This is a genomic window from Pseudomonas sp. GW821-FHT09C08 (assembly GCF_059418125.1).
In genome coordinates, this window is the sequence record NZ_JBWKPG010000001.1 from 1,066,560 (window position 1) to 1,082,103 (window position 15,544).

The window sequence follows — 15,544 nt, forward strand, 5'->3', positions numbered from 1 at the left end:
CCCCAATCCCCCGACATGCCTGCCGGTGAACTACATCAAGGCAACTGGCTGTCGACCCATCGCTCAGCAGCAGCCATCGCCTCATCAAGGGCGGCCGGGTAATCGGGCCAGGGTCCCGTCAGTTCGGCGGCGACTTCGCCAAGGCCATGGATGGGCGCCTGCTCAATGATCTTGGCAGTGACCGGAGCATTGTCGTTTGGGCGCCGCCAGACGAATTTGAGAAACATCGTTTGGCCGCGGTAAGCGTGCGCAATTGGCGCATCTAGTTGATGAGGCACGCGCCCTCCTGGCGACTGGGTGGGTTGAATACCCGTTTTACACCCATCCCAACAACACAGATATCTAGGCATAACGCCACTACTCCATCCCCCTACATGCCTGCCGGTGAGCGGCGGGCGAGGTATCGACATGCCTGCAAACAGTGAATACAGCATGACACGCAGCGATGCCACGGACCTGGCAGGCATTGCCCAGTTCGACTTGGCGATGCGGCGAGAGGCGCTGACCAGCTACCTGCAGCGTAATGGCTCGCAGCGCCTGGTTGAGTTCACGGCGCAACTGATTGGCATGGCCAACTCGGTCGCGGAGAACTGCGCGGAGATGAGTGACCAGGTGCTGATCGAGGAATGCGGGGTCCACCCCGACAAGTTCACCAGCGTGAACCTGCCAACACTCATCGGCGCCTGCCAGGGCGTGATGATCGCCAGCAAGTGCGACCCGGCCGGCGCCTGTCACGGGTGCGCATATCGGCTGGGCTCGATTGCTAATCAGTCGCCCATCACCACTTGCGATGCGGAGTTCATGGCCCACGACCAAAAAGGATTCATGTGCCACGCCCACCTGGACGCAGAAGGCGAACCCACCAAGGTGTGCGTCGGGCACGCAAAAGCAGCAAAAACCTAACCCACCTTCTGCCGCCCAGCGCGGCAAGGCACCCCCCATGAACAACGACAAGACACTGCGCACTACGGGCAGTGGGAGGTAGAAATGGACGGAATTCAGTTCCTGTCGCACGAAGATGTTTGCGAGCTTACCGGCGCAAGAACCAAGGCCGGCCAGATTCAAGTTCTATCCCGAAACGGCATACGCCACACGATCAAACGGAACGGTTGGCCATGCGTAATATCGGCATCGCTGCTGGCCAGCCCTAAAGAACGAAAGCCCGAAAAGACCGAATGGCAACCAAGGATGGGAATTCAGTAAATGGCACGACGACCCACTAACCCCGGCAGCATCCCCCGGCTGAGAAAGCGACTGCGCTCCGGGGGAAGGGTTTATTACTACTACGATGCAGGCGACAAACCGAGAAAGGAAATCGCGCTGGGTTCCGACTACGGCGCGGCTATCGTTGAATACGCCCGACTTGAAAAGAGCCGCGCAGCGAGTGCCCTCGTCGGCGCCGTACTGACATTTGAGTACGTTGCAAACAAGTACATGGAAGAGGTTGTGCCTACTAAGTCCTCAGCCACCCAAAAAGACAACCTAAGGGAATTAAAGCAGCTTCTGATCTTTTTCAATGACCCACCTGGCCCTCTTGAGGCGATCGAGCCGAAGCACGTCGTTCAGTACCTGCGTTATCGGTCGAAAACAGCAAAGGTTCGCGCCAACCGAGAGAAGGCGCTGCTCAGCGCCATTTGGAATTTCGCCCGTCAGAGCGGCTATACCTCACTTGCCAACCCGTGCGCGGGCATCAAAGGAAATAAGGAAACAGGCCGGGACACCTACGTCGAAGACGAAATGTTTGCCGCGGTGTACCTGCACGCTGATCAGCCACTCAAGGACGCGTTAGACCTGTTCTACCTCACAGCTCAGCGCATAGGCGACACGCTGAAGATGGACGAACGTGACTTGCTGGATAACCAGTTACTGATCAAGCAAGGGAAGACCAGCGCTAAACGCCGCATTGAGGTTGTAGGAGAGCTGAAGGTGGTTATTGACCGCATTCTGGAAAGGAAAAAGGGGCACAAGATTCGATCAACCAGACTCGTCGTAATAGACAACGGCCAAGCGATGACAGTGAGCATGCTCAGAGGCAGATTTGACGCGGCCAGGATGAAGGCCGGGATTGAAAAGTCTGCGTTTCAAATGCGAGACCTTCGTGCAAAAGCGGCTACAGACAAGGAGGAATCGACAGGCAGCATTCGCGATGCGAGAGATCAGCTGGGGCACACAACTGTCGGTATGACGGAGCAATATATCCGGCGCCGTAAAGGCCTGAAAGTGCTGCCAACGAAGTGAAAACTCGTTCCGCAATAAAATATGAGCCCTTGAAAACAAAGGGCTTCAAGCGAGGCCCGCGCAAACAATTGCGGACCGATAATCGCCCTAACCTACTGTTTTATATATCTTTGTATGTGGACTTAAAATCCCCCGCTCGTAAGGGCGTCCCGGTTCGATTCCGGGTTCGGGCACCAAAGATATCAAGGGCTTGCATGATGAACTTCATGCAGGCCCTTTTCTTTTTATGCTCCGCGATTCCCATCTCCCGGCCTTCTGCCGACTCAAATCAAAGTCCCTGTTTCACCACCTGCTACGCTGATACATCCACGGAGAATCAGCCATGCCAAACTCAGATCTATTGCCCTCCCTGCTATCAAAACTCTACGAGAACCAACTGGCCCTCGAGGCTTCTGTCATGGAGCTATCGAACTGGGTCGAGCAACGCGGTTCCGCTGAAGTGGCAGAAAACGTGCGCAGCGCTTTGCACACCATCGATGAAAACGAAGAGTTCATCAAGCTCACCCTGGCCGTGCTGATGTCACCGGAGTGATCCTGCGTATCAGGCCTTTACTGAGTTCTTGATCACCCAAATGCCAAGCGCAACAAATACAGCTGATTTAGCCACGGCAAACAGGGTGTCTCTTCCCGCAAACAACTCGAACGCCGAAAACAGCAGTGAGAAGGTGCCTACTATCGCCAAACCATAGCCAACCGGGCGTACGTACCTGTGGAACATTTCTTTCATCTCCCTGAAAAAACAAAAAGTGTAGATTTTACCGCCCCATACGCCATCAACCGTCATGCCTCAGCGTGAAATCACCGATGCGCTCTGGCAGGGGCCGGCACACATTAACAGGCCGCCCGCTGTCTCCGGCTAATAAACCAACCCCACACATTGATCTTTTTCAGTAGGGAAAAACTTCAGGAGAAGCGTTTTAAGAGGGTAATGCTGCGATTTCACTTCATAAACAACGTTGGTAAAGCTGTCTGCATCAGATCCATTACCCGCGTTTGATGCCTCAGACACCTTTACCAATCTAACTTCAGAAATATCACCCACCAGCGAACGCATTTGATTCCACCCCGTCAGCGGGTCATCAACAGATTCAAGGCATAACAGTGACTGCCATCGTTCTTTATCGCCTCGCTCATACGCTGAAATTGCCTGTTGCGCGAGCTTGAGCGTGCCTTGTGCACCCGCAAGATTCGGCAATGAATGTGAGTTTTTGTGCGTTGAACACCCGGTCGCGAGCATGCACATGAATAAGACGGCTTGCCCCGTCAATATCAACGACGTTTTAGAGTACATATGATTCGCTATCCTTTTTGAATCCGATCCTAGCCTGCCCTCAGGCTGCGATGCGTAGTCAGCACCCCGCTCTTATCGAACAGGAAAATCATCTGGTTGCCCCCGCCGTCCTGGCAAACAACGCCTTCGGTTTCTCCGTCGACGATTCCTTGGCAAGCCATGTTCCATACGTATGGACGGATTTGGCACTTGAGGGTTTTGCCATCCTGGATAATCAGGTGGTGAGTGGCGGAGACGTCTTCAGGGGCTGGTTTGGGGCAGCTGCCCTCCCCCCAATTGACACCTTGGTGATTGGGTTGCGAAGCGCAACCGGCCAATAGCAGGAGGGAAAACACGCATTTGAAATTCATGATCACCGTCCTTAGTCATGAAGAGGGAGTGGCACTACGACGAGACGCTGGCCAGGCATCTACTCAGGGTTGGATGCAAAAGGTCCTGCGCCGAACGGGTGTCCTTGTCGCCGCTGAGTGACAACGAATGGTCCGTCAGCAGGCACACACCGGCAGCTGCGTACGCGCAGGTGGCCTAGTTTTCGTAGAAATACCAAATGACCGACACCACGGCGACTACCCAGCCGAGGGTCAGCAGAAACGAGAGACCTGCAAGTCGCTTATCCATGACGTCCTGTCATCTTGTTGAAAGTCCATAATCCTTCAAACAAAGCGTAGCAGCTGCGCCCGAGATGGGCGGGGGGTCGCTGAGACTCAATGAATCAGCTCCCTGGCCTTTTCCAGGCATTCGGTGGCGCTGTCCAACGCCTCGACGGCTTTCAGGGAATCATCAGCGCCGCTCTGCGCGCGCTGCCCGGTGATGACGAACAGTACATCAACCCCGACTTTTGCCACCTCGGCCAGGTAATCCGCGCGCGGGTGCCGGATGCCGTTCTCGTAACGCCCCTGGGCGTTCACTTCGACGCCGCCGATTTTTCCAATCTCTGACTGCGATAGACCCAGCCTCAGTCTCTCCGCCTTCAACCTTGCACCAATGCTCATGACTCATCCCAATCGAAAAGATAAAACTGAGAGCCTGGCGGTGGTTTTTTAGTTCCAGAGTGGCGCTCGCGTCGTCATGGCCGCCTGGGCGGACTTCAGCAGCAAAACCTGTCGCCCCAGGAACCAAGATCAAGCGAGCACGCGTCGAGCCGTTTTATCGTCGCGGGTTGAACCACGGCAAGGCCGTACGGATGCTGCTTTACTGAGGCGCGTGCTGGATCAAATCAATAGTCGCACGGCACGCGCAAATCGCACTTCATCGCTCGACCCACACCCACACGCATTGCACTTAAGGATGAGCATCATGACCGATGATTTGAAGCAGTCAGGTTCGACCACGACGTCCCAGCCCACCACCACGCTGGAGCAGGTCAAGACCGGAAGGGTGCTGGATTTCACTTGGGCGCCTAACGCGAATACGACCACCACCGTCGTTTCGGCGGACTTCATCGACTACGAGGTCGATACTTCCCAGGGCAGCCCTACCGGGGACAGTCACTCCATCGCACGGTTCACCTATGCCCAGGGCAAGGGCGGTGGCCAGATCAGCCAATTGTTTCTCGAGGAGATGCGTGCCGGTGTGCGCGCCAGCACCCAGATCGGGCTGATGGTGGGACGTAAATGGGCACTGGACGCCGACGCCGACGTCTCCGGCAGCATCGGCACCTACGTCATCGAGCAATTTGATGACATGCGCGCCAGTGTCAATTACGTCGGGACTTTCAGCCGCATCTTTGCAGACCCCAGGATGGTCAGTTACCACGCTGGGGGGCACGTGCACACCAATGTCTCGATCACCGCCAGCAGGGCCCTGACCATGGCCGACTCGGGCAAGTCGATCCTGGTCATCAGCGACACGGACGTTACGCTGACGCTGGGCGACGGTGTGATTGAAGGGTTCAAGGTCACACTGATCCAGGCGGCGGCCGGCAAGATCAACATTGCGGTGTCCAGCAGCCATGTTATCTACAGCAACGCAGGGGCCCGAACGCACACGCTCAACCCGCTGGACGAGCTGGAAGTCAGCACCTTTCCCTACGGCCCGGTATTCCTGGCCTTCCGGGTCAGGCCGACGGCCTGAAGCCAGCGCCATTTTTCCTGCAGGACGGGGTGTGAACACACGTGCACACCCCTTATCAATGGCCTCTACATCACGCTTTTGACCCGCCAGGCCTTGCCTCAGGCAATCTTGCGGGCGATGTCATACACCGAATGTTTGGCCTTGCAATGCAGGTACGAGCGCCATTCCTTGAAGGCGCGCTGTTGCCTGGCAAAAGCCTCCAGCCACTCATCTCCGCCCACCAATTCGATGGGAATGGACATCATCAATTCGGTCGCAAGATCGAGTTCCTCAACGAGCTCGCGTCCATTCGGCATATCAAGAATTAGGGATCGCATAGCCACCTGTGATTATTCTTCGCAGTACATCGACCGCTCCAACTCTCTGATAGTGCTCATTTTCCGACGAGCGGTAACATCTGGTAACGGGTAAGGGAAACCGTCTGCACTGCAACCTACTGTCGCGTCACCAATGCGTGTACTCCCTCTATGCCAGCAGATCCGGCGCACACAGGCGTTTTTAGCCTCCAGTGGAAACCGTTAAATCCCGCCACTGGAAAGATTCTGTTTCCTATCAATGATTTGCGATGACCCAACGCGTCAGTTTTTGAGGGTTTTACGTCAAAATTGTTAATAGCACCGTGATTTGTCGCCGCCTAAACTCCAGATCGAAACATTCTGAATCATCCCGCTCGTCCCCCGCGCCGCCCCTGTTGGTGTGAGTGTCGCAGGCATAAAACCCTGCGGGCGCTGCCGTGTGCGCACGGGAAACGCGCCAGACTCGCAAAGGAACCTTCATGCAGCGCAGAGACTTCTTATCCTCGGCCATAGCGCTGGCGGCTGCCTCGACATTGCCCGCCGCCCGCGCTGCGGAAATCACCGGCGGCCAACCCTGGGAGCCAGGCACTGCCAGCCTGCCGGCCCTGCCCCCGGTCCGCCAGGGAGGCCTGGCGTTTTTCAATCAACATGAGTTCCAGACCGCCGAAGCCATCGCCGAGCGGCTGATCCCCACCGACGCGCTGTCCATCGGCGGCAAGGACGCCGGCTGCGCGACCTTCATCGATCGCCAGCTGGCGGGCGACTACGGCAAGGGCGCCACGCTGTACCGGCTGGGCCGCTTCGTCAAAGGTACCTTTGAACAAGGCACCCAATCGGCACTCACCCCCGCCGAGCGCTGGCGCAAAGGGTTGGTCGCGATTGACGCGGACAGCCAGGCGCAATTCGGCAAGGCATTCGTGCAGCTGCAAGGCGAGCAACAGGACCAGGTACTGACCCGCTTCGAGAAGAACGCCGTGCAGGTGGGAGCCGAGTTTGATGACGGCGCCAAGGAGATCTTCGAACAAGTGCTGGCCAACGTGCGTGAAGGCTTTCTGTCGGACCCGCTCTACGGCGGCAACAAGGGCATGGCGAGCTGGAAGATGCTCGGCTTCCCCGGCGCGCGCTATGACTTTCGTGACGTCATCGCCAAGAAGGGCCAGAAGCTCAACATCATCCCCACCAGCCTGATCGACAACACGCTTTGAGTCCCCAGAACATTTGAGCGATGAGGCCTGGCCATCATCGCCGACTGACCGTGATTTGCTGTAACGAAGAGGAATTCCCGAATGGCCAATGTACGCCCCAAAGTCGACGCAGTGATCGTCGGCCTCGGCTGGTGCGGCTCGCTGATTGCCGAAGAACTGACCCGTGCCGGCTTGAATGTCGTCGCCATCGAACGCGGTCCGTGGTTTGAGACCGCCACCGACTTCCCGCCCTCGGTGGACACCGATGAACTGCGCTGGGACACCCGCCGCAGCATGCTGCTGCCGCCCGCGATCGAAACCACCACGTTTCGCAACAACCGCTCGCAAACCGCGCTGCCGACCCGCGACTGGAGCCTGAACGAGTTGGGCTACAACGTCGGCGGATCGGGCACGCACTGGGCGGGCATGGCCTGGCGATTCCTGCCGTTCGACTTCGAACCCTACAGCTATACACTCAAGCGCTACGGCCAGCAGCAAATCGAAAAAGGCCTGATCGTGCAGGACTGGGGCGTGACGTATGACGACCTCGAACCCTTCTACGAGCGCTTCGAAAAAATCGCCGGCGTATCGGGCAAGGCCGGCGTATTGAATGGCGAGAAAATCGACGGTGCGAACATCTTCGAAGGCAACCGCAAGAGTGAATTCCCGCTGCCGCCACTCGCCACCACCCGCCTGACCGACCTGTTCACCGAAGGCAGCAAAAAGCTTGGCTTGCACCCATTCATGGTGCCCGCAGGCCAGGCCTCGCAGGCCTACACCAACCCGCTGGGTGTGCGGATGGGGCCCTGCACCTACTGCGGCTACTGCCTGTATTACGGCTGCGGCAACTTCTCCAAGTCGAGCCCGAATGCCTGTGTGATTCCCGCGTTGATGCAGCGCAGCAATTTCACCGTGCTGACCGAATCGGCCGTGCTGCGCGCCAATCTCGCCGAAGACGGCAAGACCGCCAGCGGCGTGAGCTACCTCGACCGCAACAAAATGGAGTGGGAGCAACCGGCGGACATCGTGATTTTCTCCGCCTTCCAGATGCAGAACGTGCGGCTGTTGCTGCTCTCGAAAATCGGCAAACCCTACAATCCCGAGACCCGCCAAGGCGTGGTGGGCCGCGCCTACAGTTTTCAGACCGTGTCCGGTGCCAACCTGTTTTTCGAGGACGAGCAGCTCAACCAGTACATCGGTGCAGGCGCCCTCTCCGCCCAGGTGGACGACTACAACGGCGACAATTTCGACCACACCGGCAAGGGCTTCATCGGCGGCGCCGGGATCCTCGTGGTAGCCCGTGGCGCACGTCCGATCGGCAACGCAGACGCTGTCCCGCCAGGCACTCCACGCTGGGGCAGCGAATGGAAAAAAGCCTATACCCACGCGTTCCAGAACGGCACGTTCATCTTCAACCAGGGCACCAGCTTTTCCCATGACGAGTGCTACCTGGACCTGGACCCGGAATACAACGATGCCAATGGCGACCCGTTGATTCGCGTGACCTTCGACTACAACGAGAACGACCGGCGCATGGCCAAGTTCACCGAAGACAAAGCGGTGGAAATCGGCAGGGCCATGGGTGCAAAAATCGTCAACGGCTTTGACTCGGCAGCCGTGAACTATGGGCCTTACCTGCCCTCCAGCGACCACACCATCGGCGGCGCGGTGATGGGCCTGGACCCGAAAACCAGCGTGCTCAACCGCTATCAGCAGAGCTGGGACGTGCACAACGTCTTCGTCCTGGGTGCCTCTTCATTCCCGAACAACGCCGGCTATAACCCGACGTCGACCATTGGCGCGCTGAGCCTGTGGACCGCCAAGGCGATCATTGACCAATACCTGGCCAAACGCGGCCCTCTGGTGGAGGTACCGGCATGAATGCGCGCTTTCGCATGGCCCTGACGGCCACCGCCGTATTGTCCCTGGGTTCCGCCATCGGCCTGTATGGTGCATTCGGCATTGCCGATGCAGCGGACAGCATTGCGCAACCCGGGCAGCAATCTGCTGACGGCGCCGGGGTCAAGGCGCCTGCCACCCAGGCACAGGAAGACCCGGCGGTGACGCGCGGGCGCTACGTGGCGATTGCCGGCGACTGCGCGGCCTGTCACACCGATCCGCATCACGGCAAGCCATTCGCCGGTGGCTACGCGCTGGAAACACCGTTCGGCAAGTTGCTCGCCAGCAACATCACCTCCGACAAGAACACCGGCATCGGCGCCTGGACCGAGCAGGAATTCACCCGCGCGGTGCGCGAAGGCAAAGGCCGGCATGGCGAAAACCTCTACCCGGCGATGCCCTACAACGCCTACGTGAAAGTCAGCGACCAGGACATGCATGACCTCTGGGCCTACATACAGACCGTCCCGGCGGTGGACAACGAGGTGGTATCCAACCAGTTGCCATTCCCGTTCAACATCCGCCTGATGATGATGGGCTGGAACCTGCTGTTCTTTGATAACACACCGTTCCAACCGCAGGCTGAGGCGTCTGCGCAGGTCAACCGGGGCGCGTACCTGGTACAGGGCCTGGGCCACTGTGCCGCGTGTCACACGTCAAAGAACTTCCTCGGCGGTGACAAGGGCGGCGCGTTCCTGCAAGGCGGCGAGTTGGCTGGCTGGCACGCACCGGAAATTACCGGCAACCCCTACGTCGGTATCGGCGGCTGGAGCGATGCGCAACTGGTGCAGTACCTCAAGACCGGCAGCAACCACGTGGCCGTGGCGTCGGGCCCGATGGCCGAAGCCGTGACCAACTCCACCCAGCACCTGCGCGACGAGGACCTGTACGCCATCGCGGCTTACCTCAAGACCTTGCCTGGCTCGGACACCCGCAGCCCGCGGCCGCTCAAGGCCTCCGGCACATTGATGCAGCAAGGCGCCAATGTGTACTCGGCCAACTGCTCGGCGTGCCACAGCAGTGACGGCAAGGGCATCAACCAACTGGCGTCGAGCCTGGCCGGCAACCCCGGCATCCAGGCAGAAAATCCACAAAGCCTGATCACCACGGTGCTCGAAGGCGGCCGTGGCGCGGTGACCGTCGACAACCCCACCAGCGGTGCGATGCCGAGCTTTGCGTGGAAATTGTCGGACCAGCAAATTGCGGCGACGCTCTCGTATATCCGCAACAGCTGGGGCAACACCGCCCCCGAGGTGAGCGCCAAACAGGTCGCCGCTGTACGCGAAGACCGCAAGCTGCCAGCCCAACTGAGCGCCGACGGCACCTCCCGCTGAACCCGTGACGCGGCCTGCACCAGGCCGCGTCCCTGCCTTTGAAGGAACAATCAGATGCTACGTTTTCCACTGCGCTGCCTGGCGGCCTGCGTTGCCATGGGCGTACCTGCAACACACGCTGCGGATGCGTTCGCCAGCGACTCACCCTGGATGAGCGGCGATTGGGGCGGCCTGCGCAGCGCCTGGCTGGCCCAGGGGGTGGATATCAAGTTGGGTTACACCGGCGAAACCTCGACCTTGCTACGCGGCGGTTACCAGCACAAAGACCGCTCGACCCGCTACGCCGACCAATTCAACGCAGGCGTCGACATCGACCTGCAAAAGCTGCTGGGCTGGCAGGACGCAGCCTTTAGCCTGGGGCTGACCAACCGCAACGGCGCCAATAATCTTAATCAAAAGATCAGCGCACCGGGCGCCGCCGGCATGGGCTCGACCCAGGAGATCCAGGGCCGTGGCAGCGTGACCCGCCTCAGCGAACTGTGGTTGAGCAAGGGCTGGCTTGGCGATGCGGTGAACATCAAGCTGGGCCGGTTCGCCGTCAGCGATGACTTCGCCGTGGAAGACTGCCTGTTCCAGGGGCTGGCCTTCTGTGGCTCGCAACCGGGCAACTACGTGAACAGCATCTACAACGGCCCGATCAGCCAGTGGGCCGCACGGTTGCGCTACCGCTTGAGCCCGACGGTGTATGCACAGGTCGGCGCGTTCAACGTGAACCCGTCGAACCTGGAGAATGACAACGGCCTCAAGCTCAACACCCACGGCACCACCGGCACCTTCACGCCGCTGGAACTGGTATGGAGCCCGACTATCAACCAACTGCCCGGCGAATACCGTGTGGGTTATTACCACAGCACCGCACAGGCCGAGGATGTGTACAAGGATCAGTTCGGGCAAGCGGCGGCCACCCGTGGCAACGCCTATCGCACCGACGCTACACGGCATGGCGAGTGGGTCGTGGCCAAGCAGCAGTTGACCTCGGTCAACGGCGACACTTCTCGCGGCCTGACCCTGACGGCCAGCGCCACGTTCCAGGATCGCAACACGACGGCGATCGACAGCTACCAGAAACTCAGCCTGGTCTATAAGGGCCTGTGGGATGCGCGTCCCACCGACACGCTGGGCGCCGGCATTGCACGTGTTCACGCCAGCTCGGTGTACCTGCGCAATGCCCGCGCGGTAAACGCCGCTGGCGGTGACTTGCCCGAGCAGCACAGCGAATATGTTGTCGAGCTGAACTACGGGATCCAGGCCACACGCTGGTTGAACATCATGCCGAACCTGCAGTACGTGAAGGACCCGGACGGCGTTCGTCAGGTCAAGAATGCCCTGGTACTGGGCCTGCAAGTACAATCGCAGTTTTAACCGGCCACAGGATACGCACGCAGCATGGGCAACACCCTCAAGCGTCACGGCCTGATCAAGGTCGCAGAATTGGCCGGCGTCAGCCTGAGCACCGTGGACCGGGTCCTCAATGATCGCGGGGGCGTGTCCGACACCAAGCGGCGCAAGGTCCTGGCGATGGCGCGTGCGCTGGGTGTGCGTCGCGGCCTGCCCGCGCCGTTCACCGGCCCGATGATCGTCGATGTACTGTTGGCCGACAGCGCCACTGACCATTTCAAGCGCCTGGATGCGGCGTTCGAGCGCCAGGCACAACGCCTGCGCTCGGACCTCACGTTGCGCCGCCAGCGCTGGCCGGAAAACGCCCCCGGGCAACTGCTCGACGCCCTGCGCAAACCGCGTTCGCGGCGCCATGGCATGATCGTCGTCGCGCCCGACACGCCGGACGTGCACCAGGCGCTGAACACCATCGTGCAGAACGGCACGCCCACCGTCTTGCTGACCACCAACCTCAGCACAGTCGAGGGCGCGGTGTATGTCGGCATCGACAATCACGCCGCCGGGCGCAGTGCCGGGCGCTTGATGAGCGAATGGATCGGCCAACGCCCCGGCGCTGTGCTGCTGACGGTCAATTCGCTCGCCTACAGTGCTCATCAGGAGCGCGCCAGAGGCTTCATCGACGTAATGACGCAGCGTGCACCGGCTACGCGCATTGTCGGCCCGGTCGAGTGCTTTGATGACGATGAACTGACCCGCGCGGCCGTCGCGCAGTGCCTCGCCGTCGGGCCCTTGGCAGGGCTGTATGACACCGGCAGCGGTTCGCAGGGGATCTATGCGGCGTTGGCGCACAGGCAGGTCGATCCGGTATGGATCGGCCATGAGGCCACCCCCCAGCACGCCGCGCTCCTGCGCCAGGGCGTGATGTCGCTGGTACTCGATCAGGACCCGGAAGGTCAGGTGCAGGCCAGCATCGACTACCTGCTGCACACCCACGGCATGATCGACACGCCTGCGCTGCTGCCACTGGCGATGAAAATCATCATCGAGGAAAACCTGCCCGGCGCCTTGTGACCGCCGCGTGTGATTGCAGGCGAGCGCAGCGCCTGGGCCTTTGTGTGATGTCGATTGAACGATGCGTTGGCGCACGGGCTCTATTCACTAGAGCAGCGCGCGCAGCAGAATTTCAGCGCGTCGCGTCGCGTCCACGCCCACTCACAAAAGGTCAGTCCATGTCTTACGATTACCAGGGTACCGCCAGTGTCATCACGGCCTCTCGTCATCTGGGCACCGCTTCAGATGAACACCTCAATGAGTCGGTGGAAATCCAACTGACCAGCAGCGGCAAGCCGACAATCGCGCGCCTGAACTTCGACCGGCCCCTTCAATGGCCTGGGCACCCGAATTTTGTCGCGGTCAACCTGCCCGATGGCTCATCCGTAGGTGGGGTGATCGTCGAGATCGAACGAACCACGGACGGCCCTGGCTGGGTGACGTTCACCGTGGACGACTGACGGGTGTGCCGTCGTCAGGCATCCGGGTGTTCACTCGCGACCGAATCGGCGGCGTCCACGTCCGACATGTCTTCTTCAAGCGGCGCACCGTCTTCCGGCGGCAGCGGGATCTGACCTTCGGTGCGCTTCGGGTCCGGGCCGGTTTCGTTGTCGGTGGTGCGCGTTACCACCTGTTGGGATTGGTTGCCCGGCGCTTTTTCGTCAATGTGCATGCTGTCTCTCCAGTCTGGCGCGCGGGGAATCCGGGCTTAAACATGAGAGGCAGCGGGTGCACGAGAGTGCCGGGCAATGGACGAACGGCGAGACGCGCACTGCAGTCAAACAAATCCAGCCTCCGGGCCGCACTTGATCTACGATTAAAAGCCCACCGCCCGCCTCTCGGAGAATGCGCATGAACCCGCACACCACCGCGCTTGTGTTGATCGAATTCCAGAATGATTTCACTACCCAGGGTGGCGTGTTCCATGACGCTGTCAAAGACGTCATGCACGCCACCGACATGCTCGCCAATACCGCCACCACGGTGCAGCAAGCGCGCAAGCTCGGGGTGAAGATCGTGCATTTGCCGATCAGCTTCGCCGCGGGGTACCCCGAACTGACCACGCGCGACTATGGGATTCTCAAGGGCGTGGCCGACGGCAACGCCTTCAGTGCGGGCACCTGGGGCGCCGAGATCACTGCGACGCTGTCCCAGGACAGCAGCGATATCGTCGTCGAAGGCAAGCGCGGGCTGGATGGCTTTGCCACCACGGGCTTGGACCTGGTGTTGCGCAACAACGGCATCCAGACGCTGGTGGTGGCGGGTTTCCTGACCAACTGCTGCGTCGAGGGCACGGTGCGCTCGGGGTATGAGAAAGGCTACAACGTTGTCACCCTGACCGACTGCACGGCGACGTTTACCGAGGAACAACAGCAGGCGGCGGAAAATTTCACACTGCCGATGTTTTCGCAGACGCTGAAACACACGCAGTTTCTGCAGGCGCTGACGGCCCCATGAAAAAAACCGGCGACTCCTGGATGAGTCGCCGGTTTTTGCTTATTCGGTCGGCGCGTACTGCATTTCACCGTTGCCGAACGACCAGTCCTCGCGCTTCACGTCCACCAGGCTGATCCACACATCCTCCTTGCGCAGCCCGGTCTTGGCGTGAATGCCTTCTGCGATGAATTGATAGAAGGCCTTCTTCACCGCCACGCTGCGCCCGGCATTCCAGGTGACCTGGATAAACACGATGCTGGGGGTGTAAGTCACGCCCAGGTAGCCAGCGGCGGGATACACCAGTTCATCGCGAGCATGCCGATTGATGATCTGGAATTTGTCGTGCTCGGGCACATTCGCAACGCTGGTCATCGCCGCGTACACCACGTCGCCAATGGCGGCAGCGGTTGCTTCGGTAGTGTCGGCGGCGAGGTCGATTCGAACTAAAGGCATGGCAGAATCCTTGGCAGGTCGGTGGCCATTCCACAGCGGCGGCCCGTGATCACTACCCTAGGCCTGTGCGAACAATTCATCAATCGCATATTCAGCAATAATAAATATGATTATTACGCATATTGAAGCCGCATGACCTGTGACGCTTGCATGAACCGAACGCGAAAAAGCCGTAACATGCGGCCTTCGTTCAACACCTCATGGAAGACATCACGCATGAACAACCTGTCTGGCGCGCTGCGCCTGGTAGTCTCCCTGCCGATTTACGCCGCGTCCATCCTCGCATCCCTGCTCACTCTCAAGCCGCTGTTCGATGCGGGGATGATCTTGCTGGCGGGCTTCCTGACCCCTTATCAAATTGGCAGCGTGCTCGGCTATTTACTTGCCAGTGCGATAATGACCACGATTGCCGCCGGTCTGTGGATGCTGGCTCGGTACGTGCGCACGTCGCGTTTTCGCAAACAGCCGGCGCCGGTGGCCAACCCGTTGCCGTGAAGCAGGTGCTTAGTTCGATGGGGCTTTGACTGTCGCGCTCTGCCCCGTCTCGACATCACGAATGTCATAGCTCCAGCGGCCCTTCGACGCCTCGCCATACAGCCCATAGGTTCGGCCACCGACCAGGCTCACCGTGGTTGCGAGGGGCGCGGTTCGGCCGTCGCCAATCGACCAGGTAGCTTGCAGGGTGTGGGTGCCGGCGCCAAGGCGGTATTCGTTCTGACGACCCAGCCAGAACAGCGTCCCGTTGTTATCAATACGGGTGATCGTCAGGTGTTTGTCGAACTGCTGGATCACCGCAACCTGGTCCGCAGGTTTTCCTTCTGCGCTCTGGTGCTCGTAATGAATACAGCCGGTCAGCGCCAGGCTGAAGCCCAGCATCGAGAATGCGCGAACGTGTTTGGCAAGCATGCTTTCAATCCCTTGAAAAGGGCGTGATCCTAAAGACATTCAGCA

At 59.7% G+C, this 15,544-nt stretch carries 21 protein-coding genes and 1 pseudogene; 13 read left to right on the forward strand and 9 right to left on the reverse strand.

Annotated elements, in window-relative coordinates:
• Nucleotides 1-35: 35 nt before the first annotated feature.
• Complete coding sequence (locus AC07OJ_RS04460; RefSeq protein ID WP_065908359.1) at nucleotides 36-278, reverse strand: hypothetical protein; 243 nt, start codon at nucleotides 276-278, stop codon at nucleotides 36-38.
• A gap of 130 nt (nucleotides 279-408) precedes the next feature.
• Between AC07OJ_RS04460 and AC07OJ_RS04465 the strand changes: the two genes are divergently transcribed.
• The 4 genes from AC07OJ_RS04465 (at nucleotide 409) to AC07OJ_RS04480 (ending at nucleotide 2,770) form a co-directional block, all read left to right on the forward strand.
• Complete coding sequence (locus AC07OJ_RS04465) at nucleotides 409-903, forward strand: hypothetical protein (protein WP_495094054.1); 495 nt, start codon at nucleotides 409-411, stop codon at nucleotides 901-903.
• 84 nt (nucleotides 904-987) lie between these two features.
• Nucleotides 988-1,203: a DUF4224 domain-containing protein gene (locus AC07OJ_RS04470; protein ID WP_083221485.1), complete on the forward strand. Its 216-nt coding sequence runs from the start codon at nucleotides 988-990 to the stop codon at nucleotides 1,201-1,203.
• On the forward strand, nucleotides 1,204-2,238 hold the full coding sequence (locus AC07OJ_RS04475; RefSeq protein ID WP_495094055.1) for a tyrosine-type recombinase/integrase: 1,035 nt from the start codon (nucleotides 1,204-1,206) through the stop codon (nucleotides 2,236-2,238).
• Nucleotides 2,239-2,560: 322 nt separating this feature from the next.
• Nucleotides 2,561-2,770, forward strand: coding sequence for a hypothetical protein (locus AC07OJ_RS04480; protein WP_065908355.1), 210 nt, complete (start codon nucleotides 2,561-2,563; stop codon nucleotides 2,768-2,770).
• 9 nt (nucleotides 2,771-2,779) lie between these two features.
• Here AC07OJ_RS04480 and AC07OJ_RS04485 read toward each other — a convergent pair whose 3' ends face one another.
• The 4 genes and pseudogenes from AC07OJ_RS04485 to AC07OJ_RS04500 all read right to left on the reverse strand — a co-directional run.
• Nucleotides 2,780-3,022, reverse strand: a complete 243-nt coding sequence (locus AC07OJ_RS04485) for a hypothetical protein (RefSeq protein WP_065908353.1) — start codon at nucleotides 3,020-3,022, stop codon at nucleotides 2,780-2,782.
• A gap of 72 nt (nucleotides 3,023-3,094) precedes the next feature.
• The gene (locus tag AC07OJ_RS04490; RefSeq protein ID WP_495094056.1) at nucleotides 3,095-3,529 is read right to left on the reverse strand and encodes a hypothetical protein; all 435 of its coding nucleotides are present in this window, start codon (nucleotides 3,527-3,529) and stop codon (nucleotides 3,095-3,097) included.
• Nucleotides 3,530-3,558: 29 nt separating this feature from the next.
• A complete protein-coding gene (locus AC07OJ_RS04495) occupies nucleotides 3,559-3,879 on the reverse strand; it encodes a hypothetical protein (protein ID WP_065908350.1) in 321 nt (106 codons plus the stop codon).
• Between the two features lie 453 nt (nucleotides 3,880-4,332).
• Nucleotides 4,333-4,521 (reverse strand): annotated as a pseudogene (locus AC07OJ_RS04500) (helix-turn-helix domain-containing protein); the annotation flags it as partial.
• 304 nt (nucleotides 4,522-4,825) lie between these two features.
• On the opposite strand from AC07OJ_RS04500, the gene AC07OJ_RS04505 reads away from it, so the two are divergent.
• Nucleotides 4,826-5,602, forward strand: a complete 777-nt coding sequence (locus AC07OJ_RS04505) for a hypothetical protein (protein WP_495094057.1) — start codon at nucleotides 4,826-4,828, stop codon at nucleotides 5,600-5,602.
• Nucleotides 5,603-5,700: 98 nt separating this feature from the next.
• Here the strand turns inward: AC07OJ_RS04505 and AC07OJ_RS04510 are convergent, their stop codons facing one another.
• On the reverse strand, nucleotides 5,701-5,844 hold the full coding sequence (locus tag AC07OJ_RS04510) for a hypothetical protein (protein WP_226939958.1): 144 nt from the start codon (nucleotides 5,842-5,844) through the stop codon (nucleotides 5,701-5,703).
• Between the two features lie 533 nt (nucleotides 5,845-6,377).
• Between AC07OJ_RS04510 and AC07OJ_RS04515 the strand changes: the two genes are divergently transcribed.
• The 6 genes from AC07OJ_RS04515 to AC07OJ_RS04540 all read left to right on the forward strand — a co-directional run bounded on the left by AC07OJ_RS04515 (nucleotide 6,378) and on the right by AC07OJ_RS04540 (nucleotide 13,164).
• Entirely contained in the window at nucleotides 6,378-7,103 is a 726-nt protein-coding gene (locus AC07OJ_RS04515; protein ID WP_495094058.1) for a gluconate 2-dehydrogenase subunit 3 family protein, read from the forward strand.
• Nucleotides 7,104-7,184: 81 nt separating this feature from the next.
• Nucleotides 7,185-8,963 (forward strand): GMC family oxidoreductase, encoded by a 1,779-nt coding sequence (locus AC07OJ_RS04520; protein ID WP_495094059.1) that lies wholly within the window; start codon nucleotides 7,185-7,187, stop codon nucleotides 8,961-8,963.
• Nucleotides 8,960-10,315: a c-type cytochrome gene (locus tag AC07OJ_RS04525; RefSeq protein ID WP_495094060.1), complete on the forward strand. Its 1,356-nt coding sequence runs from the start codon at nucleotides 8,960-8,962 to the stop codon at nucleotides 10,313-10,315. The genes AC07OJ_RS04520 and AC07OJ_RS04525 overlap by 4 nt, the downstream gene beginning before the upstream one ends.
• A 54-nt stretch (nucleotides 10,316-10,369) precedes the next feature.
• Nucleotides 10,370-11,677 carry a carbohydrate porin gene (locus tag AC07OJ_RS04530; RefSeq protein ID WP_495094061.1) on the forward strand — a complete coding sequence of 436 codons (1,308 nt, stop codon included), beginning with the start codon at nucleotides 10,370-10,372 and terminating at the stop codon, nucleotides 11,675-11,677.
• Nucleotides 11,678-11,701: 24 nt separating this feature from the next.
• Nucleotides 11,702-12,724 (forward strand): LacI family DNA-binding transcriptional regulator, encoded by a 1,023-nt coding sequence (locus AC07OJ_RS04535; protein ID WP_201144612.1) that lies wholly within the window; start codon nucleotides 11,702-11,704, stop codon nucleotides 12,722-12,724.
• Nucleotides 12,725-12,882: 158 nt separating this feature from the next.
• Nucleotides 12,883-13,164 carry a hypothetical protein gene (locus AC07OJ_RS04540; protein ID WP_065908332.1) on the forward strand — a complete coding sequence of 94 codons (282 nt, stop codon included), beginning with the start codon at nucleotides 12,883-12,885 and terminating at the stop codon, nucleotides 13,162-13,164.
• Between the two features lie 14 nt (nucleotides 13,165-13,178).
• Here the strand turns inward: AC07OJ_RS04540 and AC07OJ_RS04545 are convergent, their stop codons facing one another.
• Complete coding sequence (locus AC07OJ_RS04545) at nucleotides 13,179-13,376, reverse strand: hypothetical protein (protein WP_201144616.1); 198 nt, start codon at nucleotides 13,374-13,376, stop codon at nucleotides 13,179-13,181.
• A 179-nt stretch (nucleotides 13,377-13,555) separates the two neighbouring features.
• Between AC07OJ_RS04545 and AC07OJ_RS04550 the strand changes: the two genes are divergently transcribed.
• Complete coding sequence (locus AC07OJ_RS04550; protein ID WP_106803756.1) at nucleotides 13,556-14,161, forward strand: cysteine hydrolase family protein; 606 nt, start codon at nucleotides 13,556-13,558, stop codon at nucleotides 14,159-14,161.
• A 39-nt stretch (nucleotides 14,162-14,200) separates the two neighbouring features.
• On the opposite strand, the gene AC07OJ_RS04555 is transcribed toward AC07OJ_RS04550, so the two are convergent.
• The gene (locus AC07OJ_RS04555) at nucleotides 14,201-14,593 is read right to left on the reverse strand and encodes a tautomerase family protein (protein ID WP_065908326.1); all 393 of its coding nucleotides are present in this window, start codon (nucleotides 14,591-14,593) and stop codon (nucleotides 14,201-14,203) included.
• A gap of 216 nt (nucleotides 14,594-14,809) precedes the next feature.
• On the opposite strand from AC07OJ_RS04555, the gene AC07OJ_RS04560 reads away from it, so the two are divergent.
• Nucleotides 14,810-15,088 carry a hypothetical protein gene (locus AC07OJ_RS04560; protein WP_495094062.1) on the forward strand — a complete coding sequence of 93 codons (279 nt, stop codon included), beginning with the start codon at nucleotides 14,810-14,812 and terminating at the stop codon, nucleotides 15,086-15,088.
• A 9-nt stretch (nucleotides 15,089-15,097) separates the two neighbouring features.
• Here the strand turns inward: AC07OJ_RS04560 and AC07OJ_RS04565 are convergent, their stop codons facing one another.
• Entirely contained in the window at nucleotides 15,098-15,499 is a 402-nt protein-coding gene (locus AC07OJ_RS04565; RefSeq protein WP_282396099.1) for a hypothetical protein, read from the reverse strand.
• Between the last annotated feature and the right edge of the window lie 45 nt (nucleotides 15,500-15,544).